Annotated in this window: 16 protein-coding genes; 7 read left to right on the plus strand and 9 right to left on the minus strand. The window is 73.6% G+C overall.

The genetic code is table 11. The annotated features are described in order from the left end of the window. Nucleotides 1–14 precede the first annotated feature (14 nt). From WME82_RS42480 to WME82_RS42495, 4 genes are read right to left on the minus strand one after another with little or no spacing between them, the layout of a single operon-like run. Nucleotides 15–794, minus strand: a complete 780-nt coding sequence (locus WME82_RS42480) for a hypothetical protein (RefSeq protein WP_438039978.1) — start codon at nucleotides 792–794, stop codon at nucleotides 15–17. After that, on the minus strand, nucleotides 791–1,771 hold the full coding sequence (locus WME82_RS42485; protein WP_438039979.1) for a pseudouridine synthase: 981 nt from the start codon (nucleotides 1,769–1,771) through the stop codon (nucleotides 791–793). The genes WME82_RS42480 and WME82_RS42485 overlap by 4 nt, the downstream gene beginning before the upstream one ends. Beyond that, on the minus strand, nucleotides 1,768–4,839 hold the full coding sequence (locus WME82_RS42490; RefSeq protein ID WP_438039980.1) for a PEP/pyruvate-binding domain-containing protein: 3,072 nt from the start codon (nucleotides 4,837–4,839) through the stop codon (nucleotides 1,768–1,770). The genes WME82_RS42485 and WME82_RS42490 overlap by 4 nt, the downstream gene beginning before the upstream one ends. 21 nt (nucleotides 4,840–4,860) lie before the next feature. Then, nucleotides 4,861–5,844 carry an alpha/beta hydrolase gene (locus tag WME82_RS42495; protein ID WP_438039981.1) on the minus strand — a complete coding sequence of 328 codons (984 nt, stop codon included), beginning with the start codon at nucleotides 5,842–5,844 and terminating at the stop codon, nucleotides 4,861–4,863. 230 nt (nucleotides 5,845–6,074) lie between these two features. On the opposite strand from WME82_RS42495, the gene WME82_RS42500 reads away from it, so the two are divergent. Then, complete coding sequence (locus WME82_RS42500; RefSeq protein WP_438044984.1) at nucleotides 6,075–7,577, plus strand: amino acid permease; 1,503 nt, start codon at nucleotides 6,075–6,077, stop codon at nucleotides 7,575–7,577. Nucleotides 7,578–7,659: 82 nt separating this feature from the next. Here the strand turns inward: WME82_RS42500 and WME82_RS42505 are convergent, their stop codons facing one another. Continuing rightward, nucleotides 7,660–9,279 (minus strand): AgmX/PglI C-terminal domain-containing protein, encoded by a 1,620-nt coding sequence (locus tag WME82_RS42505; protein WP_438039982.1) that lies wholly within the window; start codon nucleotides 9,277–9,279, stop codon nucleotides 7,660–7,662. Between the two features lie 689 nt (nucleotides 9,280–9,968). Here WME82_RS42505 and WME82_RS42510 point away from each other — a divergent pair. From WME82_RS42510 to WME82_RS42525, 4 genes are all read left to right on the plus strand, one after another. Further along, nucleotides 9,969–10,892 (plus strand): hypothetical protein, encoded by a 924-nt coding sequence (locus tag WME82_RS42510; protein WP_438039983.1) that lies wholly within the window; start codon nucleotides 9,969–9,971, stop codon nucleotides 10,890–10,892. A gap of 52 nt (nucleotides 10,893–10,944) precedes the next feature. Next, a complete protein-coding gene (locus WME82_RS42515; RefSeq protein WP_437742246.1) occupies nucleotides 10,945–11,841 on the plus strand; it encodes a hypothetical protein in 897 nt (298 codons plus the stop codon). 269 nt (nucleotides 11,842–12,110) lie between these two features. Continuing rightward, nucleotides 12,111–13,988 (plus strand): protein kinase domain-containing protein, encoded by a 1,878-nt coding sequence (locus WME82_RS42520; RefSeq protein ID WP_438039984.1) that lies wholly within the window; start codon nucleotides 12,111–12,113, stop codon nucleotides 13,986–13,988. Nucleotides 13,989–14,095: 107 nt separating this feature from the next. Next, nucleotides 14,096–14,731: an AMIN-like domain-containing (lipo)protein gene (locus WME82_RS42525; protein ID WP_437742249.1), complete on the plus strand. Its 636-nt coding sequence runs from the start codon at nucleotides 14,096–14,098 to the stop codon at nucleotides 14,729–14,731. Between the two features lie 72 nt (nucleotides 14,732–14,803). Here WME82_RS42525 and WME82_RS42530 read toward each other — a convergent pair whose 3' ends face one another. Next, a complete protein-coding gene (locus WME82_RS42530; RefSeq protein WP_438039985.1) occupies nucleotides 14,804–16,027 on the minus strand; it encodes a LysM peptidoglycan-binding domain-containing protein in 1,224 nt (407 codons plus the stop codon). A 215-nt stretch (nucleotides 16,028–16,242) separates the two neighbouring features. On the opposite strand from WME82_RS42530, the gene recD2 reads away from it, so the two are divergent. Together recD2 and WME82_RS42540 are read left to right on the plus strand one after the other, a co-directional pair. Continuing rightward, nucleotides 16,243–18,681: an SF1B family DNA helicase RecD2 gene (gene recD2, locus WME82_RS42535; RefSeq protein ID WP_438039986.1), complete on the plus strand. Its 2,439-nt coding sequence runs from the start codon at nucleotides 16,243–16,245 to the stop codon at nucleotides 18,679–18,681. A gap of 425 nt (nucleotides 18,682–19,106) precedes the next feature. Beyond that, nucleotides 19,107–20,240 (plus strand): tetratricopeptide repeat protein, encoded by a 1,134-nt coding sequence (locus WME82_RS42540; RefSeq protein WP_437742252.1) that lies wholly within the window; start codon nucleotides 19,107–19,109, stop codon nucleotides 20,238–20,240. 71 nt (nucleotides 20,241–20,311) lie between these two features. Here the strand turns inward: WME82_RS42540 and WME82_RS42545 are convergent, their stop codons facing one another. The 3 genes from WME82_RS42545 to rplU all read right to left on the minus strand — a co-directional run bounded on the left by WME82_RS42545 (nucleotide 20,312) and on the right by rplU (nucleotide 21,820). Then, on the minus strand, nucleotides 20,312–21,154 hold the full coding sequence (locus tag WME82_RS42545; protein ID WP_438039987.1) for an HAD family hydrolase: 843 nt from the start codon (nucleotides 21,152–21,154) through the stop codon (nucleotides 20,312–20,314). A gap of 85 nt (nucleotides 21,155–21,239) precedes the next feature. After that, nucleotides 21,240–21,497 carry a 50S ribosomal protein L27 gene (gene rpmA, locus WME82_RS42550; RefSeq protein WP_272102141.1) on the minus strand — a complete coding sequence of 86 codons (258 nt, stop codon included), beginning with the start codon at nucleotides 21,495–21,497 and terminating at the stop codon, nucleotides 21,240–21,242. A 14-nt stretch (nucleotides 21,498–21,511) separates the two neighbouring features. Further along, nucleotides 21,512–21,820: a 50S ribosomal protein L21 gene (gene rplU / locus WME82_RS42555; protein ID WP_437712533.1), complete on the minus strand. Its 309-nt coding sequence runs from the start codon at nucleotides 21,818–21,820 to the stop codon at nucleotides 21,512–21,514. Between the last annotated feature and the right edge of the window lie 90 nt (nucleotides 21,821–21,910).

A 21,910-nucleotide genomic window follows, 5' to 3' on the forward strand; every position in this document is an offset into this window, starting at 1 on the left:
TCAGGCAGGGCGCGCTACTTCCGCCGCGGCCTGAACGGATCCGGCGGCAACCCGGCATCCGGAGGCCGCCCCGCATCCACCGGCGGCCAGCCCGCATCCGGCCACCCCGCGTCCACCGGCAGCCTCCCCGCGTCCGGCCAGCCCGCGTCCACCGGCGGAAAGCCCCCATCGGAGCCAGCGTCCGGCCAGCCCGCATCCGCCGGTCCCCCGGCGTCCGCAGGCAGCTTCCCCGCATCCCCCGGCGCGCCCCCGTCGATCGCCACCCCGCCCTGCGCGCTCAGCGACACGAGCCGGCCGTCCGGCTCCGGCGGCCAGAAGAAGCGCTCCTCCGCGCCCGTCTTCCGGTCCACCAGCTTGGCCCAGCTCGCGCGCGGGTTGTCCGCCATCTGCACGCGCAGCCGCGTCGTCACGCCGTTGTCGAACGTCGGACGGCGGAGCAGGGCGCCCGGCGGCCGCTCCGGCGCGTCCCCCGTCAGCGGCACGTCGAAGCGGACCCGATCGAGCAGCTCCTGGCCAACGTACAGCTCGATCGCGAACCGGCCCATCACCCGCGCCGTCGCCAGAGGCCGGTCGAGCGCCACCGGCCGCACCCGCACGACCGAGCCCCTCCCCTTCGCGTACTGCACGTCGAAGACCCACTGCTTCGCGCTGGGCCGCGGGGCAGGGTCCGGCGCATACCCCGCGCGGGACGGCGGAGCCTCCGGCTCGGCGACGGCGACCACGCCGGCGGCGGCGAGCGCAAGGCCAGCGAGGAGCCCCAGGGCGGCGCGGGTGAGAGGGCGAGGCGAGGTCATCGGGTACCGGCAGGAGGCCCGAGCGGCAGGGCCGCCTCGAGCGTCGCGGAGAGCACCTCTTCCCACGCCGAGCCGTCGCCGTCGAGCGCCACCCAGAGCTCGCGGAGCTCGTCCGGCACCGGCGCGGTCGCCGCGCAGAGCTCGCCGCGCTCGTCCGGCACCGTGACGCGCAAGGCGTGCAGCGCGACGCGCGAGAGCGCGATCACCCGGCCGCTCGCCGTGGTCACCGACCGGGCTCCTCCGTGGTCGCGATCACCGAGGAGCGGGGCCCCCGCGTGCGCCGCGTGCACCCGGAGCTGGTGCGTGCGGCCCGTCACCGGGTCGAGGCGCAGCAGCGTGGCCGGCGCCGCGCCGCCGCCCGCCGAGGCGACCGCGCGGTAACGCGTCGCCGCATCCCTCGCCCCGGCGCCGCCCACCGCGGGCAGGCTGCGCCCGCCCCGCGACCGCACCGCGCCGATGGGCGCATCCCACGTGCCCGACCCCTCGACGCGCCCGCCAGCGACGCCGACGTACACCCGCGCGATGCGCCCCGCCTCGCGCATCGCGGCCAGGTGCCGCCGGCCCCGCGCGCCCGTCGCGCACAGCACCGCGCCGCTCACGCCGACGTCGAGCCGCGAGGCCGCGTGCGGCAGGTCGCGCAGCCCGAGCAGCTCCGCGATCTCCGTGACCAGCGACCGCGTGCCCCGGCGCTCCGGCTCCGTCGGCAACGCCGCAGGCTTCGACGCGACAAGGAGCTCCCCCCAGCGCGCCAGCACCTCCACCGGCGGCGCCCCCGGCGCGTCGCGCCGCGCCGGCCACACGGCGAGCTCGTCGCCGAGGGCCACCCCGTCGCCGGGCCGCGCGCGCCGGCCGTTCAGGAACGCGCGCCCCTCCGCCGCCGCGCCCGCAAGGCCCCGCGACGCGCCGCCCGCGCGCTCGAGGACGTCGGCCACCGTGGGGCCGTCCGAGGGCCCGACGCGGAACCGCGCGGCCGTCATCCGGGCGGCGCCGGGCGCGGGGCAGCGCCGCCGCCAGGAGCTCCCCCGGCGGCGACGCCCGGCGACGACGGCGAGGCGCGCTCGTCCAGGCGCTCGACCACGCCGCGATCGCCGTCGATGCGGAGCCAATCGCCCGTCTTGATCGCCAGCGTCACGCCGGGGACGTTCACCACCGCAGGGATGCCGTACTCCCGCGCGACGATCGAGGCGTGCGACATGGGGCCGCCGAGCTCGGTCACGACCGCGGCGGCCACCAGGAACAGGGGCGAGAGGCCGACGTCGGTCGTGCGCGCGACCAGCACCTCCCCCGGCGCCACCGCGTCGAGCGCCGAGGCGCCCGGCTCGAGCACGCGCGCCCGCCCCTCGACGACCCCGGGGCTCGCCGGCAGCCCGAGCAGGCGCTCCCCGGACGCGGGCGGCAGCACGACCGGCGGCGGCCGGCCGATGAAGGTGGCCGGCGGATCGGGGCGCGCGGCGTCGCGGAGGTGCTCGGCGCGCCGCAGCCGGACGAGGTGGCCCACGTCGGCGCGGCCGCTGGAGAGCGCCGTCGCGAGCTCCTCGTAGGTGCAGAAGAAGACGCTCCCGGGCTCCAGCGAGGGATCGAGGCGCCGGAGGCGCCGGTCGATGTCGAGCGCGACCCTGCGCAGCATGCCGAGGACGCGCGTCACCCACGTGCGCATGCGCTCCCGCAGGCGCACGTAGCGCTGCGCGCGGCCGACGAGGGCGCGCAGGAGCGCGAGCTCCAGCCGCGGCACGCGCGTCTCGAGCATCGCCATCTCCCGATCGGCGAGCGCCCGAGCGCGCGCCAGCGCGCGCTCCGGATCACCCGGCGCGCTGCGCAGCGACGCCGTGAGCATCGCGACGACCGGCGACGGGTCCTCCCCCCAGCGCGGCGTCGCGAGCTCCGCCTCGCGCACCGCGCGGTCGCCGTAGGCGTCGAGGAACCGCGCGTACGCGTCGCGCGCCGGCCCTTCGGGCAGGTCGCGCGGCCACAGGACCCCGCCGGCGAGGAGCCGCTCGCGCGCCGTCCGATCCTGCATGACGAGCTCGGCGACCCGCGCGAGCTCGATGCCCGGCCCCGCGCTGTCGAGCTCGCGCACGCCGCCCGCGAGCACCTGCGCCAGGTGCTCGACGTTCGTCTCCGCGCGCCCGGCCGGCGCGTCGAGGTGCGCCTCCCCGGAGGCGGAGCGCGCGGAGGCGCGGCGGCCCGCGATGCGCTCGAGCGCCTTGCACAGCGCGAGGTGGCTCGCGAGCGACGCTGACGCGCAGTGCAGCATCCGCGTGCCGGTCCGCTCGAGCAGCATGAAGACGCTCCGGAGCGTGGTGCCGATGGCGTCGTCCGGCAGGAGCGTCATGTCGAGCTCGGAGAGGGCGCGCTGCGCCCAGAGCGCCTCGCCCTCGTAGGCCGCCACCTCGCGCTCGAGCCGCGCCTGCCGCAGGAGGAGCCGCGGCCCGGTGAGCGGCAGCCGCGCATAGAAGCCGCGCCGCGAGACGCCCTCGCTCTGCTCGGCGAGCCGCGCGATGAGCGCCTCGCTCGCCCCGCCGCTCATGCCGAGCAGCGCGCGCGGCGAGAGCCCCGGGACCTGCGCCGCGATCCGCATGAAGGCGGTGAGGTTGAGGTAGAAGCGCCCGTGCACGTTGGCCACGAGGCGCGCGCCCCGCGGCACACGGCAGCCGAGCGCGGCGAACGCCTCGCGGAAGCCCCGGTCGGAGAACGCCCGCGCCACCGACCAGGTGAGCGGCGTCGCCGCGCCGGGGAGCGCCTCGCCCACGTTGGCGCGCGACCAGATCGTGTCGGCGTCGCCGCCCTCGGGGAAGCCTCCGCCGCTCACCGGGCGCACCTGGAGCAGCCACACGCGCCGCGCCGCCGAGGAGGGCGCGCCTTCGCCGCCCTCCGACGCCGCCGGGGAGGGCGCGCCTTCGCCGGCTTCCCGCGCCACCGGAGCGGACGCGCCCGCCGCGGCGGCGGCCTCCGGCGGGTCGGACGGCGCTTCCCCGTCGACCACGAGCGCCGCGCCGGGCGGGCCCTCGCCGCGCTCCTCGACCGCCTCGACAGCGAACTCCACGTCGAACGGGCCCTTGCCGCCCTGCTCGAGCCGCTCGGCGAGCTCGGCGAGCTGCCGCAGCGCGGCCTCGCCGAGCGCCGGCTGCTCGACGCTCGGCTCGGGCACCGGGACCTCCTCGAGCCCGGCCGCGCCCACGACGAGCGCGCGCCGCTTCTGCGCCACCGCCGACGCGACGACCCTGCCGCCGTCGCGCGCGAGCCGGATCGTGTCGGCCGCCGCGGCGCCGTCGACGACCGGCGCGCCGAGCCCGAGCGTGGCGTTCACGAGCCGCTCGCCGGCGTGCCAGTGCTCGCCCTCGAGCCCCGGCGGGGGCGCGGTGAACAGCACGCCCGCGGCCTCGGCGCGCACCATCACCTGCAGCACGACGCCCATCGCGACGTCGCGGACGCCGGCGTGCGCGAGGTACGCGAGCGCGCGAGGCAGGAAGGCGCTCGCCCAGACCTGCCGGATCGCGGCGTCGAGCCCGGCCTCGCCGCGCACGCCGAGCACGGACGTCGCGAGCCCCGCCATCGACGTCTCCTCGCTGTCCTCGCACGTGGCGCTGGACCGCACCGCGAGGCCCCACGGCGCCTCCTGCTCGACGGCCTGCCAGAGCGCCCGCAGCGCGGTCGAGAGCGCCTCGGGCAGCGGCTCGCTCAGGATGCGGTCGCGCGCGCGCGCCGCCCGGTCGACGCCCGCCCTCGTGCCCGAGAGCCGGATCAGCGTGGCGAGGTCGTGCCCCGGCGGCAGCTGCCGGTCGACGAGCTCCGTGAAGCACCGCGCGTCGAGCACCCACCCGCGCGGCACCGGGAAGCCGTCGCGGAGCAGGCGGCCGAGCGAGGCCGCCTTGCCGCCGACGCGCTTCGCGCTCGTGTGGCGGCGCAGGCCGGCGCTCTCGAGCGGCTTGAGCCACTCGCGCACGGTGGGCGGATCGGTCGCGCCGTCGGCGCGGGCGGTGCGTGTGGGGTCGGCCACGTCGATGCCGAGGGAGTAACACGGTTCGGCGGCCTGGGTCAGGGGCATGTGACGGCCGGGCCGCCGCGATCACGGCGGCGGCAAACCGCGCTGGATCCGCTCGTGCCAGAGCACCATTTCAACGCCGCCAGGCCCCCGATTCCAGGCGTAGTCGTGCGGGCCGGGCACGACGAGCAGGGTGTGGGTCACGCCGTCCTGCCGCAGCCGATCGCTGAGCGCCTGGATGGCGGGCAAGAAGGGGTCGGCCTCGCTCGACACGAGCCGGAGCGCGACCGCGCGGCGCTCCATGGCCCGGCGGGCGAGCGCGGAGAACATCTCCGCCTCGCCCGCCCGCACCGCGGGCTGCAGGGCGCCGACCGCGCCGAAGACGTCGGGGAACGACAGGCCGACGAGCAGCGCGAGGCGGCCGCCGAGGCTCACGCCGTCGATGCCGGTGGCCTCGCGCGCCGCCTGGCAGCCGCCCTCGGCGCGCGCCCGCGGCAGGAGCCGCTCGACGAGGAAACGGCCGAAGCCCGCGGCCCCCTCGACGGAGCGGTCGCGGAGGTCGGGCGTGAACGGCGTGGCGATGCAGAGCCCGCGGTAAGGGTGCTCCTTCAGCGAGGCGTTGAGCTGCGCGAGCCGCTCGGGCGTCACCATCTGCCCGAGATCGTCCGTCGTGAGCGGCGGCGAGCGGAGCCGCCGGAGGGCCGCGTCGAGGCCGTAGTCGTCGCGCCACCCGCGCGCGCCGACCTCGAGGCCTCGCACCGCCTCGCCGCGCCCGTGCAGCGCGACGAGGAGCGGCGGCGCGGGCGCTGCCTCGGGCGCGAGGAGCAGCGCGCGCTGCGGGCCTTCGCCCTCGGAGGCGGGCTCGAACCGGAGATCCTTCCAGGCCGAGGGGGCCGCCTCCTCCGGCGCCGGCGGTGAGGTGCCTCGCCGGCACGAGGGCGCGGCGAGCGCGGCGAGGCCGAGCAGCGCGCGCCGGCGCGAGAGCGGGGGGATCGTCGTGGCGGCCATCGGCGGCGAGGGTAGCAGCGGGGCGCGGGCGCAGCCCTGGGCAGGCCCACGTGCCCCCATGTAGGCTGCATGGGTCCGGGCGAGGGCCCTCAGAAGGGGGAGCGCTCATCGGCGCGACGCGCCGATCCTGACGAGGCCCGAAGGGCTCTGTCGGCCCCGGGCGAGAGACCCGTGACGAAAGGGGACCGCTCATGAGCCGTGAGACGAAGGGGGACGTCGGGCCGCGCGCAGGCGGTGCGCCGGGCAGCGTGGAGGGCGTGATCGCGGACGACGTGAAGACGCTCCACAGCATGGGCTATGCGCAGGAGCTGCTGCGCAGGATGGGGGGCTTCTCCAACTTCGCGATCTCGTTCTCGATCATCTGCATCATCGCGGGCGGCATCACGTCGTTCCAGATGGGCTTTTGCAGCGTCGGCGGCGCCGGCATCGGCATCGGGTGGCCGGTGTGCAGCGCGCTCACGCTCTGTATCGCGCTCACGATGGGCCAGGTCGCGTCGGCGTTCCCGACCGCGGGCGGCCTGTACCACTGGGCCTCGATCCTCGGCGGCCGGGGCTTCGGCTGGGCCACCGCGTGGTTCAACCTGATCGGGCTGATCACCGTCCTCGCGGCCATCAACGTCGGCGCCTACCTGTTCATCATGAGCTCGCTCGGCCCGCTGTTCGGCGTGGATCTCGCCGCGATGCCCCCGGATCGCGCGCTGGTGACGCAGGCCGTCGGGGTCACGCTCATCACGGGGACGCAGGCGCTCTTCAATCACCTCGGCATCCGCGTCACCACGCTGCTCACCGACTTCAGCGGGTACCTCATCCTCGTCGTCTCGGTGATCCTCACCGCCGCGATGCTCTTCTACGCGCCCGCGATCGACGTCGGCCGGCTCGTCACGTTCACGAACTACAGCGGCCCGAAGGGAGGCGACGTGTGGCCGGAGACGGGCAGCATGACCACGCTGTTCCTCCTGAGCTTCCTCCTGCCCGCGTACACGATCACGGGGTACGACGCGTCGGCGCACACGTCGGAGGAGACGATCGGCGCGGCGCAGACGGTCCCGCGGGGCATCGTCCGGGCGGTGCTCGTCTCCGGCGTCTTCGGGGCGCTGATGCTGAGCGCGATCGTGCTCGCGATCCCGGACATGGATGAGGCGGCGTCGAAGGGCGGCGGCGTCTTCTTCTGGGTCATGGAGCGCGTCCTCCCGGAGAACCTCCGGATCGCGCTCTACGCCGGCATCTCGGTGGCCCAGTACCTCTGCGGGCTGGCGACGGTGACGTCCGCCTCCCGCATGACCTTCGCGTTCGCCCGCGACGGGGGGCTGCCGCTCTCGGAGCAGCTGCGCAAGGTGAGCCCGAAGTTCCGGACGCCGGCGACGGCGATCTGGGTCGTCAGCGCGCTGACGATCGGCTTCACCGTGTACACGCCCGTCTACTCGACGATCACGGCCGTCTGCGTGATCTTCCTCTACATCTCGTACGTGATGCCCACGATGATGGGCGTGCGCGCCTACGGCCGCACCTGGGTGAAGATGGGCCCGTGGGACCTCGGCCCGCTGTACCGGCCGCTCGCGATCATCAGCGTCCTCGCGTGCCTGATGCTGATCGTGGTGAGCGTCCAGCCGCCGAACGACAAGGCCCTGGGCATCATGCTCATCGTGTTCGCCGTGACGGCCATCGTCTGGTTCGCGCTGGAGCGCCGCCGCTTCCAGGGCCCGCCCCAGGGGGTGATGATCCAGCAGCGAGAGCGGGAGATCGCGGAGGCGGAGCGGGCCGTCGGGCAGATCGCCGCGCGCGGCGGGCCGTAGGGATCCGGCGGAAGAGAGGGACGCTGCAGCCCACAGAGAGGCGGAGAGGGCGAATCGGCCTCTGGAGAGTCGAGGCGAGGAATCAGCCGCCAGAGGGGCTGAAGAGGAGGGGATAGGTCACGGTCACGATGCCAGCGTCCGGCGGCGGGAACGACAGCCCGTAGAACGAGCGCACCACGCAAGAGACCACGCCGGCGTCCGGCAGATCGGAGCCGCCGTTGTGGACGCTCGATACCGCCCCGTCGCGGCCGATCACGAAGCCGACCGACACGCGCCCGGTGAGGTTCGGGCTGTTGCGCAGCCCGTTCTCGTAGCAGAGCCGGAAGCGGCCGAAGTTCTGGCGCACGATGCGCTGGATGACCTCCGGCGGGATCCGGCCCGACACCGAGGGCGAGCCGACCCGCATGCGCGGCGCGCTCGCCTTGTGGCCAGGGCCGTTGGCGAAGCGCGACGCGCCGCCGCCAGGGCCGAAGCCTTGCCCATCGCCGACGCCGCTCCCGTGGTTGATGGTGCCGATGGCCCCGATCCCGATGCCCGTGAAGCGCCCGTCGCCGCCCTCGCCGACGCCCGTCAACCCGAGCCCGCCCACGCCGCCCGACTCGTCGATCGTCTCACCCCACATGTTGGCGATCACGCTCCTTTCGCCGTTACCGAGCGTGTCGGCGCCGCCCCAGGGCGCCGAGAGCGCGTTGGGATCGCCGCCGGACCCCGCGTGGAGCACGCCGATCATGCCGAAGCGCGCCGCGTCGTCGAGCGCCTGGGCCCGCGAGATCCGCACGTCGCGGTTGTCCTTCGGCCCCTGGATCTCGAAGCGCCCGCCCGTCTTCCGGCTCGCCTCGCTCCCGGCCTTGCCCGACTCGCCCATCGCGGCCGCGCCGGAGCCGCCCTCGCGCTCGGTCTGGCCGGTCGCGTCGGTGACGTCCTTCACCTCGGGCAGCTCCTTCTCGGCGATCGCGCCGATCGCCTGCGCCATGAGGTAGGCCTGCTCCGCGCTCACGCCGCCGTCGTCGGCCATGGCGAGCGGGGGCATGAACGCGGCCATGGCCCCGAGCAGGCCGACGTGGAGCAGCGTCGAGAGCGCGGTGAACGGCAGATTGCGGCGGTCCATGCCGGCCTTGCCCGCGACGCGGCGGCCCGCCCTGCCCACCGCCACCTCGAACCCGAAATCGCCGAGCTCGAGCCTCGCGCGAGCGCCGGGCGGCAGCGCGATCCGCCGCGCCCCGTCGAGCTCCGCGCACGGCGCCGCGCGGCCCGTGGCGATCGCCTGCGCGATCGTCATCCTGCAGCTGCCGAACTCGATGGATCCCGACGCGCCCGGCGGGATGACGGCGCTCACCTCCCCGCCCTCGCCGACGAGAACGAGCGGCGCCCGCGCCGCGCCGAGCCGCTCCGCAGGTAGGAAGAAGTCGCACACGCCCCCGGGGCCCTCTGCCTCGCCGACATGAAAGGCGCGTGGCGGCGTCAGGTGCGCCACGTGAAGCGGGGTGTTCCCCCACCGGATGATCACCTCGAGCGACAGCGCGTCGGTCTCGCACTCGTCGGCGGGGACGTCCGGCGCGCTCTTGACGAGCGCGTACGTATAGGAGCCCTCCGGCGCGTCCGCGGGCACGCCGGCCTCGGTGGCCGGACACGGGCTGAAGGGCAGGTTGCTGAGGAACGGATTCGAGGGTGCGATGCCCGGAGCCATCTTGAACGTGTCCATCGGAGAACAGCCCTTTCCCTGCTCGCGCTCGCGCGCATGTCCGCGCGGCGAGCGGTCTGAATGGAGCGAGCCATCGAGGGCCCGCCTCTCTCGGCGCGCCCCGGCGCACGCGCGGCGAGCTTCACCGCTCTCTGCGTGCGCCGCGGAGCACCGCGTCCACGCCAGGGATCGACAGCGCCGCCCGCCCCAGGTTCCGGAGCCGCGCCGCGATTTTCAGCGGCGCATCCGCGCGCCCGGGGGTTCCAGTTTCTGGACCGCCGCCCGGCGCCTCGAGGTGGTGGTGGTGGCCCGCGCCATCACCCCGCGGGATCGCGCCGCCACCTCGAGCGGAACCGTAGGGCGGCCGACGGCAGTCGACGGCGCCCGCGCGGGCACGATCCCCGCGCATCCCAGGGAGATGGCTGAAGCCTGAGGTGACGCGACGCCCCCGCTGGCGGACGCCAGGCGATGGCACGGAAGCTGCGAATAACGTTGGTGCGTTGGCGACGTCGTCGAGGTCGACGCCGTTGTTGACGTCAACGACGCGCGACCGCGCTGAACGGAGCGCGGCGCGCTGACGCCCGCGCCCGTCGACGCTGCCCGGCGCCGGTCCACGCCCGTCGTCCACCGTCGGCGCGCCCGTGGAGCGCGCGCTGGGTCGCGGGCCGCGGCGAACATCCACCGATCGAGACAACGAAGGAGTCGAGCGTATGAGCAACAGGCGATTGTTCCATGTCCTCGCGGGGGTTCCGGTGCTCGGGTGCCTTCTTGCGATGCCGTCGTCGGCGCGCGCGCAGCACGAGACGCACGTCTACGGGGTCGCAAACTTCGGACACACGGGGGAGTGCGAGGACGACACCAGCCTGTCGCACTCGGTGCACACGAGCACCGCCGCCGCCTTCGCGAGCACGTTCAACCTCCTCAGCATGGTCTCCCTCTGGGACGAGGTCTCGACGCGCAACAACACGAGCGCCCGGGGGAGCTACTGGACCGACTCGAGCCAGGCGGCGTCCTGCGCCTGCTCGGCGAACGACATGGCGTCCGGCTCGGGCGCGGACGAGGCCGATGTCGTCTTCATCCACACGCACGGCTGGCACGACGCCGGGAGCTCGTCGACGCCCGCCTACAGCGGCCTGGTCATGGGCAATGGCAGCTACGACTGCCGCGTCCTGACGAACGAGAACATGCTCTTCGGCAACCCGGGCACGGGCGGGGATCTGGAGATCGCGGTCGTCAAAGCGTGCCAGTCAGGCGACTACGACGTGTGGAAGAACGGCGGATACCGGCAGCAGATCACGACCTCGGACAGCACCATGACGATGTGGAACGCCTTCCACGGCGACTCGTCGTGCGGCAATCACGTGAAGGACTACGTGGGTGATTACTCGATCAGCTCCATCTCCAACGGGGTGGGAGAGAACTGGATCGACGAGGCCTACGACGACAGCCAGTTCAGCAACGACGACGACTGCCCCGTCTCGATCGTGTTCGGCGCGTCGTTCGCGTCGCGGGAGCTCATGTACGAGTACGGCGGGTGGCGCGACCGGAAGAACACCGGACTGAAGACCGGCTCGACCATCTACTACATCGCCGGCTGCGACCCCTCGAACGGGCGCGTGCTGCCCGGCGGATGAACGACGAACGCTGCGTGTTGCCCGAGGGATTCGAACGACAGGAGACATGACGATGACGACGCGAACGATTGGTTTCTGGGCCGCGCTCTCGATGACCCTCATCGCCTGCGGGGCGCCGGAGGTAGCGACCGAAGGGGGCGGCGACGACGGCGAGATCGCCGCGGCCGCGCAGGCGATCGAGGGGTTCACGTTCGACGCGCGGGAGCTCGCCACGGCGCCCGCCGCGAGGCTCCCGGCGGCCCGGCTGACGCTGCGTTCATTCGATGACGCGCTCATCCAGCGCTCGCTCATCGGGGCCGATCAGCAGTTCACGCCGCTCGGCGAGCTGGGGCGCCGGACGGAGCACGAGTCGGCAGACTGGACCTACGAGAAGGACCCGTCGAACGGCCAGGTGCTCGTCCTGCGAAAGACGCCGAGCGGGCCGCGGATCTCGCCGGACGAGGCGCTCCTCCGGCGGAACGCGCTGGCGCGCCTGAACAGCTGGGGCATACCGAACGACGAGATCGGGGCCGTGGTGCAGCGGAGGACGCTGCGCGAGGATCAGGACGGAACGGCGGCTTCCGCCCCGGAGGTCCATCGTTACAAGACATTCGTGTTCCGGGCCGTGAACGGCGTCCGGGTCCAGGGGCATCGCGCGGTCGTGACCCACACGCTCGATGGGACCTTCAACCGCGCCCTCATCCGCTGGCCCGCCATCGCCTCGACGGGCCACCGGCTCCGCACCGCGCTCACGGCGCCGGAGATCGAGCGGCGCGCCGTGGAGGCGCTCTCGGCAGAGGGGGAGAGAGGCGGCAGCGTGCGGCTGCGCTGGAAGTACGTCGCCACGCCCCTCACGAGCGGAGAGGTGACCCTGACCCTGACCGTGGGCGCGATCCTGGGCGCCGGGGCCACGCCCAGCGGCGTCACCGAGGAGCCGCGCGAGGTCGACATCGATGTCGCCGCGCTGTGACGGACGCGCCGGAGGAGAGGCGCCCCGCGCTGGACAGCGCGCGGGCGCGGGCCGCATGAAACCGGATCGCAATGGTTCGGCGCTCGCTGGTTAACCGCGGCGGGCCCATGGGACGAGGCCGTCAGGAAAACGTGTCGGCAACTCCCCGCATCGCTCGCGCTCCACCGCCGTACGGTCCAAGCCGCATCGTTGATCCAGAGCCGCGCAGTCGGCCAGAACACACGAGTTGGGGTGGCGGTGCGCCCGTCATCGCGCATATAGTAAAGACCATGGGTGCGGCCAGGAGCAGCGGTCAAGACCCCCTCATCGGCGCGACGATGGCCGATCGATACCGGATCATCTCGCTCATCGCGCGAGGGGGGATGGGCAGGGTCTACAGGGCGGAGCAGTTCGCGCTGGGCCGGGTCTGCGCCCTCAAGCTGCTCCTCCCCGATGAGCGCCTCGAGCAAGATCCGGAGTTCTTTCGACGCTTTTCGCGCGAGGCCGCGACCGCGGCGAGGCTCACCCACCCGAACTCCGTCACGGTCTTCGATTACGGCCGGGACGATCCGCGCGGGATCTACTTTATCGCCATGGAGTATATCGCCGGGCGCACGCTCCACCGCGTGCTCCACGACGAGGGCGCGCTCCCGGAGGCGCGCGCGGGCCGGATCGCGCGGCAGATCTGCCGCGCGCTCGCCGAGGCGCACGGCCTCGGCCTCGTGCACCGGGATCTCAAGCCGGGCAATGTGCTCCTCGTCGACCAGGAGGACGAGAAGGACTTCGTCAAGGTGCTCGACTTCGGCCTGGTCAAGGACGTCTCGGGGCGGCAGCTCGACGAGCTGACGCAGAGGGGCCTGTTCATCGGCTCTCCCAAGTACACCGCTCCGGAGCAGGCGATGGGCCACGAGCTCTCGCCGCGCGCGGACGTCTATGCGCTCGGCGTCCTGCTCTACGAGATGCTCTGCGGCAGGGCGCCGTTCGACAGGAAGGTGGCCTCGGCGACGCTCATGGCGCACGTCATCGAGCCGCCGCCGCCGCTCGCCGATGGCGCTCAGGGCGCGCTCGTGTCGCCGGCGATGACGGCCATCGTGATGCGGTGTCTCGAGAAGAGCCCTGACAGGCGCTTCCAGTCGATGAGGGAGTGCCTCACCGCGCTGAAGAGCGCGGCGGGCGAGCCGACCGACGCCTCGCGGGCCTCGGTCCCGGACCGCCTGTCCCTGGCGCAGCCCCGGGGCGCGCTGCCCTCCGCGTCGTCGATCTCGGAGCTCCGCATCTCGGCCTTCTCGCCCTCTCCCAGCGAGCCGCTCGTGTCGCTTCGCTCTGCGCAGCTCGACTCGCTCTCTCCGCCGCAGGCCCCCGCGACCTTCAGCGGCTCCGTCGCCCCGCCCCGTCACTCGACCATGTCCCTCTACCTGGTCGCGCTCGTGGCGGCGATCGTCGGCGGGGGCCTGGTGCTGGCGCTCGGCTGGCGCGGGCCGGACGCCACGAGCACCCCTGCCGCCGTCCAGGCCGCCCCCATGCCCGTCGAGGCGTCAACGTCGACTACGTGTTCTCGCTCAAGCTCGTGCTGCCCTGAGGCGCTGGCGGCGCGGCCAGCCCTGAGCAAAGACCCTGGCCGAGAGGCAAACGACGACGTGAACGCTCATGGCAGGAAGGGGTCGGTTTGCGCTGGGCTGGTCCTCTGTCTCGCGGCGCTGCTCGGCTGCTCGCGCGAAGAGACCTCCCAGCCGACCGCCGGGAGCGGGGCCACGCGGCCGGCGACGCTGCGGGCCGAGCTCGAGCCGGCGCCGGAGGGCGGCGAGCTCGCCGCGCTGGTGCAGCAGGCGCGGGAGCGCGCGCGGCGGGAGGGCCGCGAGCTCGTCGTCTACGTGGGCGCGCCCTGGTGCGAGCCGTGCACGAGGTTTCACGACGCGGTGAAGGCCGGCCAGCTCGACGCGGTCCTGCCTGCCCTGCGCCTGCTGGAGTTCGACCTCGACCGCGATCGGGAGCGGCTCGCCGAGGCCGGCTACGCGTCGGAGATGATCCCGCTCTTCGTCGTGCCCGGCGAGGACGGCCGGGGAACGCCCCTCCGCGTCGAGGGCTCGGTGAAGGGCGAGCGCGCGGTGGACGAGATCGTGCCCCGGCTCGCGGCCATCCTGAGCCGAGCGCGGGCCTCGGCGCGGTGATCCTCGAGGCGCGCCGGCCGCCCCGCCCGCGCGAGCGCCGCCGCGTCGCGGTGCGCGTCGGCGTCTCGGTGGACGCGCGGAGGCCGCGGCACCATGGAAGGGACCTCATGAGGACCACCGCCCTGCTGCTCGCAGCCGCCGCCGTGTCGCTCGCCGCGGGCTGCCGCAACGGCGCCGGCAGCGAGCCTGCCCAGCCCACGCCGAACGTCACGCCGATCGACACGCGCGCCTCCGCCGAGCCGGCAGCGGACGACGAGCCGCCCACGCCGCGGCCCCCGAAGGAGGCCGATCCCACGAGCACCGACGCGTTCGAGGGCACCGCGGGCGCCACCGACAAGCCGCGCGCCGCCGCGAAGGTCGCGGTCCTGCGCGACGTACGGGCAGCCCGGCACGAGCACTACGACCGCGTCGTGTTCGAGTTCGAGGGGGACGCGGTGCCGGGCTACCACATCGACTACATCGACAAGCCGGTCCGCCAGTGCGGCTCGGGCGACGTGACGGAGATCGCGGGCGACGGATGGCTCGCGGTGCGGATGACCCCGGCGGCGGCGCACAACGACGCGGGGGCTCCCACGATCCCGTTCCGCGAGCGGAAGCTCGCGCTCGGCGTGGCGCGCGAGATCGAGCGGACGTGCGACTTCGAGGCCGAGGTGACCTGGGTGCTCGGGGTCTCGTCGCCGAACCGGTACCGCGTCCTCGAGCTGACCAAGCCGGCGCGGCTCGTCGTCGACGTGAAGCACTGAAGCCGCGTCCACGGCACCCCTGCGGCCCCCGCGCCGCGGGCGGGCCGCAGGGCGCGGCGCGCCTCCCGCCGCTCAGCCGTCCAGCGCGGGCCCGGGCTCGCCGTGGCGCGCCGGCGGCGGAGGCGCGTCGGCCGCCTTCGGCGGGGGCAGCCTCCGCGGCGGCACGACGACCTGCTTCGGCGGCGCGGCGGGGCCGCTGGACGGCCGCGGGATGTTGTAGACGCGCTTCGCCTGGATCGCCGTGGATCGAAGCCCGTTGGCCCGCTTGATCGCCTCCACGGTGGTGCCGTACTGCCGGGCCAGCGAGCCCAGGGTCTGCCCCTTCTTCGCGGTGTGGCGCACGTACTGCGACGTGGGCTTGATCGCCCCGCGCTTCACGAGCAGCGGATACGCACGCGCGGCCGACTCCTGCGCGATCGGGCTGTAGAACCGGACGTGGATGTGGTTCGCGTGCCCGCGGGCGTGGCGGACGAGCGGGCGCAGCTTCCTCGACCCGAGCTGGAAGACCTCGTCGAGCCAGTCCTTGTCCTCCCCGATCTTCAGCGCGTGCTCCTTGAGCAGCCGCTGCACGCTGCTGTCGATGAGGATGAGCTCCACGTCGGTCTCGGTGACGAGCGCCCGGACGAAGGCCCAGGTGCGCTCCCGATCGAGGTTCGCCGCCGTGGCCCGCTGGTACCAGCGGTGCCGGGCGTCGAGGAAATAGCTGATGTCGACGTCGCGCCCGGCCTGGTGGCTCTTGTGCGGCGAGAGGCGGCCGCCCTCCCGGGCGCTGATGTGCCCGATGTAGAGCTTCGGGCTCCCCGGGAACTGCCGGTGCACCTCGGCGATCGCCCGGTCGATCGCGTCGATCGTCTCGCGCGTCCCCCAGGCGTGGGCCGGATCGACGAGCTCCCACCGATCGCCCTCGGGCATCCGGACGCCGTTGAACAGCGCGCCCGCGTTGGTCGCGCCCAGCGACATCGGCCCGAGCGCCGCGGGGTCCTTCGAGAAAAGCTCCTCGATCTGGGCCTCGGTCATCGCCGAGAGCGGCGAGTGCGCCCGCGCCCCGGTGCCCGGATCCGCCGGCAGCTCCAGGCCGTCGTCGACCTCACCGCCGTCGTCGTCGACCTCGGCATCGTGGGCGTCCGCGAGCGCGGCCTCCTCCGCCGGCGTCCCGGGCGCGGGCGAAGGCGAGGCGCCGCGCTGCTCCGGGGACACCCCGGAGGCCACGCGCAGCAGGCTGTCCTTGGACCGCGCCGCCTCCGGCGCCCTCCCGGCGCAGCCCGTGAGGAGGAGGGCGCAGAGGACGGAAACCAAGCTGCTGCGCCCCATCGCGGGCCCACTATACTGACGCGAGGGAGCGACGCCAACCGCGGCCCTGCGCTCGCGTGCGGCGCGCTCCACGCGACGCGCGTTCAGCGTGAGCCCAGGTTACGGGGCGCCATGCGGCGTTGCGCGATGTTTTGCAGCGGCGCTCGCGTCCGCGCACGAGGACGTTGCCGCCGCCGCGCCGGCGGCTACATGCTGCCCTCGTGCAACCGTCCCAGCGGAGCGGCCGCCCCGATCGGGCGGCCCGGGGGGCAGCCGCGCCGGCGCCGACGCCGGGGCCGGACAACGCGCCGCGCCACGACGACCGCGGCGAGCGCACGGGCGGGACGGGCGGGACCGGTGAGCGGCAGCCGGGCGGTGGAGGCCAGCAGAAGCTCTTCTCGGCCCGGGAGGTGGCGGGCAACGGGGCGGCGACGGTCGAGGGAGAGGTCGTCCGCGTCACGTACGAGAGCGAGTCGAGCGGCTTCCGGGTGCTGCGGGTGGAGGTCACCCCCGGCGCCCCGCCGGAGGTCTGGGTCGGCGTGCTCCCGCCGGTCGGGCCGGGCACGCGCGTGCGCGCGACGGGGCGCTACGAGCGCGATCCCAAGCACGGCGAGCAGCTCAAGGTCGAGACCCTGCTGCCGATCGCCCCCGCCACGCTCGATGGGCTCGAGCGCTACCTCGGGTCCGGCATGGTGCAGGGCATCGGCCCGGCGTACGCGAAGCGGATCGTGGAGGCGTTCGGCGCGGAGACGCTGGAGATCCTCGACCGGTCGCCGGAGCGGCTCGCCGAGGTCCCCGGGCTCGGCCAGCGGCGCGCGCAGGCCGTCGCGAAGGCGTGGGCGGCGCAGCGGGCGATCGGGGCCATCATGATCTTCCTCCAGGCGCACGGCGCCTCCCCGGCGCTGGCGAGCCGCATCTACAAGCGGTTCGGCCCCCACGCGATCGACATCGTCTCCCGCTCCCCGTACCGGCTCGCGCTCGACGTGTGGGGCATCGGCTTCAAGACAGCCGACAGAATCGCGCGCTCGATCGGCGTCCGGGCCGACTCGCCGGAGCGGGCGCAGGCGGGCGTGCTGCAGACGCTGGTCGATCTGTCGACGCGCGGCCACACGCTGGCGGCGCGGCCGGAGCTCGCGGAGCTCGCCGCGGCGATGCTCGAGCGCGACGCCGCGGAGGTCGACAGCGCGATCGACGCGCTCGTGGCGAGCGGCCACGTGCGGGTCGAGACGCTAGAGACCGGCGAGGTGGCCGTCTATCCGAAGGACCTCCACGAGGCCGAGGTGCGGCTCGCCCGCCGGATGCGCTCCTTGCTGGGCGACGACGAGGACGACGCGGCGCCCGAGGCGCGCCTCGTGGAGGGCGTCGACGCGGCGATCGCCGCGTTCGAGGCGAAGACGCAGGTCTCGCTGGCGCCTGCACAGCGCGACGCCGTGGCGCAGGCGGCGCGGAACAAGGTGCTGGTCATCACGGGCGGCCCGGGCGTGGGCAAGACGACCATCGTTCGGGCCATCCTGGCGCTCTTCGACCGCGCCCGGCTCCCGGTGCGGCTCGCCGCGCCCACGGGCCGCGCCGCGAAGCGGATGAGCGAGGCGACGGGGCGCGAGGCCGTCACGCTCCACCGCCTGCTGGAGTTCGATCCCAAGCAGCGCAAGTTCGGCCGCCAGCGGGGCCGGCCGATCGAGGCGGGGGCCATCGTGGTCGACGAGGCGTCGATGCTCGATCTGGCGCTCGCCGACGCGCTCCTGCAGGCGACGTCCGACGCCGCGCGCCTCGTGCTGGTGGGCGACGTCGATCAGCTCCCGTCGGTGGGGCCGGGCGCGGTGCTGCGGGACGTGATCGCCTCCGGCGAGGTGCCCACGGCGCGGCTCACGCAGATCTTCCGCCAGGCCGAGGGCAGCCTCATCGTCCGGAACGCGCACCGGATCCACGACGGCGAGCCGCCGGAGGGCGCGCGCGGGCCCGGCGGCGAGTTCTACGTGATCGAGCGGATCGAGGCCGAGGCGGCGGCGGATCTGATCCTCCACCTCGTGACGGAGCGCATCGGCAAGGGGTTCGGGCTGGATCCGCGGCGCGACGTCCAGGTCCTGACGCCGATGCACAAGGGCGAGGCGGGGGCGATCACGCTGAACGCGCGGCTGCAGGCGGCGCTGAACCCCGAGGGTCCGAGCGTCACGCGCGGCGCGAGGACGTTACGGCTCGGCGACAAGGTGATGCAGCTCCGCAACGACTACGACCGTGAGGTGTACAACGGCGACGTCGGCTTCATCACGGACGTGAACACCGAGGAGCGGAAGCTCCAGGTGCGCTTCGACGATCGCGAGGTCAGCTACGAGGAAGCGGAGATCGACGAGCTGACGCTCGCCTACGCGACGAGCATCCACAAGAGCCAGGGGAGCGAGTATCCGGCGGTGATCGTGCCGATCCTCACCCAGCATTTCGTGATGCTGTCGCGCAACCTCATCTACACGGCGGTGACGCGCGGCAAGCGGCTCGTGGTGCTCGTGGCGGATCCGCGGGCCGTGTCGCTGGCGCTGGCGGAGACCCGCCGTGAGGAGCGCCGCACGCACCTCGCGGAGCGGCTGCGCGGCGGCGCGCCGGCGCGCGCTGGATCGGCGCGCACGCTCGAGGCACCCCTCGCCGCCGGCCCACGACTCGACTAGGACGGCGCGCGGCGAGGGAGAGGGCGAGCGAGATGGGCGTCCGAGACGGCGATAGCGACAGCGAGCACGACAGGGATCACACGAGCGACCGCGAGGCGGCGACGGCGACGCGAACCGCAGCGGCGCAGCCGGCTTCGAGCGCGGGGACCGCGGCGAGGTTCACGGTCACGACGCGCGGACTCACGGGTGGAAGCGGCGGAAGCGGCGGAAGCGGCGGAAGCGCGTCTGACCCGAACGCGATGGCCGCGATGAGGCCGCGCGCGCTCCGAGCTCCCCCGTTGCCCGGCTGGGCCCTCCCTGCTAGCGTTCGCGCCCCTTCTACACGAACTACGGCCCCCATCATTACGGCGCGCAGGGTACCGGGGCGAGGCTGGGCGATGCCTGCGCCTCGGCGCGCGTGGGGGAGAGATCTCGGAGCATCGACGATGACGACCAACGGACAGCAGCAGGCGGGTGGGCTCAACATCACCGGAGGGGCGGCGATCGTCGCGCCCGTGAGCGCGTTTCCGAACGGCGTGCCGGGGAACGCGCTCATCGTCATCCCGATGAACAAGCCGACCGACGAGCTGAAGGGCCTGCTCGAGCAGGGTCCCGCGGCGGTGACCCTCGAGCAGATGTGGCAGCTCCTCGGCTTCAACGGGCCGGCGGTGCAGGTGCAGGACGATCAGGGGCGCCCGATCGCGATCGGCCTGGAGGACCTGCTCGCGGGGCTCGAGAAGCACTGGACCGAGCAGCCTGACGACCTGAACCGCGGGCGCATCTACGCGCAGGAGCTCCTCAAGCACAACCGGCTGGCGCGCGCCGAGCAGGTGCTCTCGAAGGTGGTCGCGAAGGGCGGCACGGGCGACGACTGGCTCGCGCTCGGCATCGCGCAGCTCTCGCAGGACAAGCACGACAAGGCCGAGGGGACGCTGAAGGGCGCGCAGAACCTGCTCAAGGACAACCCCTACCCCTCGCTGCACCTCGCGAAGCTCTACCAGGCGAAGAAGGACGACGCGAAGGAGCGCGAGTTCATCGAGAAGGCGCTCGCGATCGACGTGGACTGTATCGACGCGTGGGCCTACCTCTTCCAGTACGAGAAGCAGCGCGGCGACGAGGCGAGCGCGGTCGCCGCGATCGAGAAGTTCTCGGCCGACAAGAAGACGGCCGCGCCGTACATCGCGATCCAGGGCTTCTACGCGGCCAACGAGGAGACGCGGGACAAGGCGGTCGAGTACGCCAAGAAGGCGGTCGCGCAGAACCCGGACAACCCGCTGGCGCTGCTCTGCCTGTCGGCGCTCTACGGGCAGAAGAACGACCTCGAGGCGGTGGTCCGCCTGCTCCAGCCGCACGAGGCGAAGATGAGCCGCGACGTGCGCCTGGCGAACAACTACTTCGAGGCGCTGTTCCAGTCGCGCCAGCTCGAGAAGGTGACCAAGCTGCTGAACGCCCTCGCGGGCTCTCCGAACAAGGAGGTCAAGCAGTTCGCCATCGAGCGGTCGCGCGCGGTCGCTCAATACCTGCAGCAGCAGCAGCAGCAGCTCGCCGCGGCGGCCCAGCCGGCGCAGCGCAAGGCCTGACGCGCAGCAAGGCGTGGGGGGCGCTGAGCGGCGCTCCTCCGCTGCCCTCGGCGCTCCCCGTCTGCCGGCGCTCAGCGACCGAAGGCGCGGCGGATGGCTTCGGCGATGCCGCCGCCCACCAGGCCGTCGGCGTTCAGGTGATCCGTCGCCGCCTGCTTCACCTGCTCGGGCGCCTGCGCCATGGCGAACGATCGCCCCGCCACCTCGAACATCGGCACGTCGTTGAGCCAGTCGCCGACGACGACCACGTCCGACAGCTCGCAGCCGTGGTGCTCCGCGAGCCACGCGATCGCCGTGCCCTTCGTCGGCCCAGCGGCCCGGACCATCATCGCGAAGAGGCTCGTCTGGTCGTCCCTCATGAGGGGGAACGAGACGACGAAGGCCGCTTCACCGAGCTCGGCTCGGACCTCCTCGACGGCCCCCGCGACCTGGAGCTCGGTCCCGAGCGCGACCAGCGCGAGCAGGCCGTGGTCGTGCTCCCAGTATGGGTGCGACGAGACGCGCTCGACCTCGGCGATGGCGTGCGACCAGCCCCGGACATAGTGGACGTGCGGCGCGCCGGTCGCGTCGTGGACGATGCTGTCCTGCGCGAAGAGGAACGACGCCGTCGCGTGTCGCTCGGTGATCGAGCGCAGGAGGGACGCCTCGGCGCCGGAGATCGTGCGCGAGTACAGGTGCGCGTCGCCCTCGGTGTGCACGATGTGGCTGCCGTCGACGCACGCGATGGGGCCGAGCACGCCGATCCGCCGCGCGACCTCGCGCGTCCCCGAGTACAGACGCCCGGTCGCGATCGAGACCGGGACGCCGGCATCCTGGAGCCGCTGGATGGCGCGGAGGTCCTCGTCGTGGATGGACCCATCACGACGGACGAGGGTCCCGTCGACGTCGAGGGCAAGGAGCTTGTAGGTCGTCACCGCGCTTGAGTAGCTCGGAAGCGCGTGGAGCGCAGCAGGCGGGACGGGATGGGACGGTTCAGGACGCCCTCCCGGTGAGGAAGGCTCAGGAAGCCGGGTAGACCGACACCTGCTTCTTGGTGTTGGACTTCCACTCGTACGTGACGACACCGTCGACGAGGGCGAAGAGCGTGAAGTCGCGGCCGGTGCCGACGTTGTGGCCGGCGTGGATCGAGGAGCCGACCTGCCGGACCAGGATGTTGCCAGCGCGCACGGGCGCCCCGGCATACACCTTGACCCCACGGCGCTGTGCGCTTGAGTCGCGGCCGTTCCTGGAGGAGCCGCCGCCTTTTTTGTGAGCCATCTCTACTTCTCCTGCTAGGCGGTGATGCCGGTGATCTTGAGCTCGGTGTACGGCTGGCGATGGCCGTTCTTGCGGCGGTAGTTCTTCCGCCGCCTGAACTTGAAGACCACGATCTTCTTGCCGCGGTCCTGCCCGGTGATCTCGGCGGCGACGGAAGCGCCGCTCACGAGGGGCTTGCCAACCTTGGGAGAGTCACCGCCGACGAGGAGCACCTCGCTGAAGGTGACCTTGTCACCGGCATTGCCGACAAGCTTCTCAACCCGGAGCTTCTGACCTTCGGCGACCCGATACTGCTTGCCGCCCGTCTTGATGACCGCGTACATGGTGCGTCTTCCTCAACCTGGGGACCGCGATCCCTCGCCATACCCACGCAAATGGCCCTCGTTCGGAGGACCCGGTGAGCGAGGGAGCGG

Origin of the sequence: Sorangium sp. So ce128 (genome assembly GCF_051525245.1) — a bacterium.
Classification (GTDB): Bacteria; Myxococcota_A; Polyangia; order Polyangiales; family Polyangiaceae; genus Sorangium; species Sorangium cellulosum_B.

What these genes read in the sequence shown, in the direction of transcription:
- WME82_RS42480 (WP_438039978.1), bottom strand. Translation starts at nt 794, where the DNA reads ATGACCTCGCCTCGCCCTCTCACCCGCGCCGCCCTGGGGCTCCTCGCT.
- WME82_RS42485 (WP_438039979.1), bottom strand. Translation starts at nt 1,771, where the DNA reads ATGACGGCCGCGCGGTTCCGCGTCGGGCCCTCGGACGGCCCCACGGTG.
- WME82_RS42490 (WP_438039980.1), bottom strand. Translation starts at nt 4,839, where the DNA reads ATGCCCCTGACCCAGGCCGCCGAACCGTGTTACTCCCTCGGCATCGAC.
- WME82_RS42495 (WP_438039981.1), bottom strand. Translation starts at nt 5,844, where the DNA reads ATGGGGGCACGTGGGCCTGCCCAGGGCTGCGCCCGCGCCCCGCTGCTA.
- WME82_RS42500 (WP_438044984.1), top strand. Translation starts at nt 6,075, where the DNA reads ATGGGCTATGCGCAGGAGCTGCTGCGCAGGATGGGGGGCTTCTCCAAC.
- WME82_RS42505 (WP_438039982.1), bottom strand. Translation starts at nt 9,279, where the DNA reads ATGGACACGTTCAAGATGGCTCCGGGCATCGCACCCTCGAATCCGTTC.
- WME82_RS42510 (WP_438039983.1), top strand. Translation starts at nt 9,969, where the DNA reads ATGAGCAACAGGCGATTGTTCCATGTCCTCGCGGGGGTTCCGGTGCTC.
- WME82_RS42515 (WP_437742246.1), top strand. Translation starts at nt 10,945, where the DNA reads ATGACGACGCGAACGATTGGTTTCTGGGCCGCGCTCTCGATGACCCTC.
- WME82_RS42520 (WP_438039984.1), top strand. Translation starts at nt 12,111, where the DNA reads ATGGGTGCGGCCAGGAGCAGCGGTCAAGACCCCCTCATCGGCGCGACG.
- WME82_RS42525 (WP_437742249.1), top strand. Translation starts at nt 14,096, where the DNA reads ATGAGGACCACCGCCCTGCTGCTCGCAGCCGCCGCCGTGTCGCTCGCC.
- WME82_RS42540 (WP_437742252.1), top strand. Translation starts at nt 19,107, where the DNA reads ATGACGACCAACGGACAGCAGCAGGCGGGTGGGCTCAACATCACCGGA.
- rpmA (WP_272102141.1), bottom strand. Translation starts at nt 21,497, where the DNA reads ATGGCTCACAAAAAAGGCGGCGGCTCCTCCAGGAACGGCCGCGACTCA.
- rplU (WP_437712533.1), bottom strand. Translation starts at nt 21,820, where the DNA reads ATGTACGCGGTCATCAAGACGGGCGGCAAGCAGTATCGGGTCGCCGAA.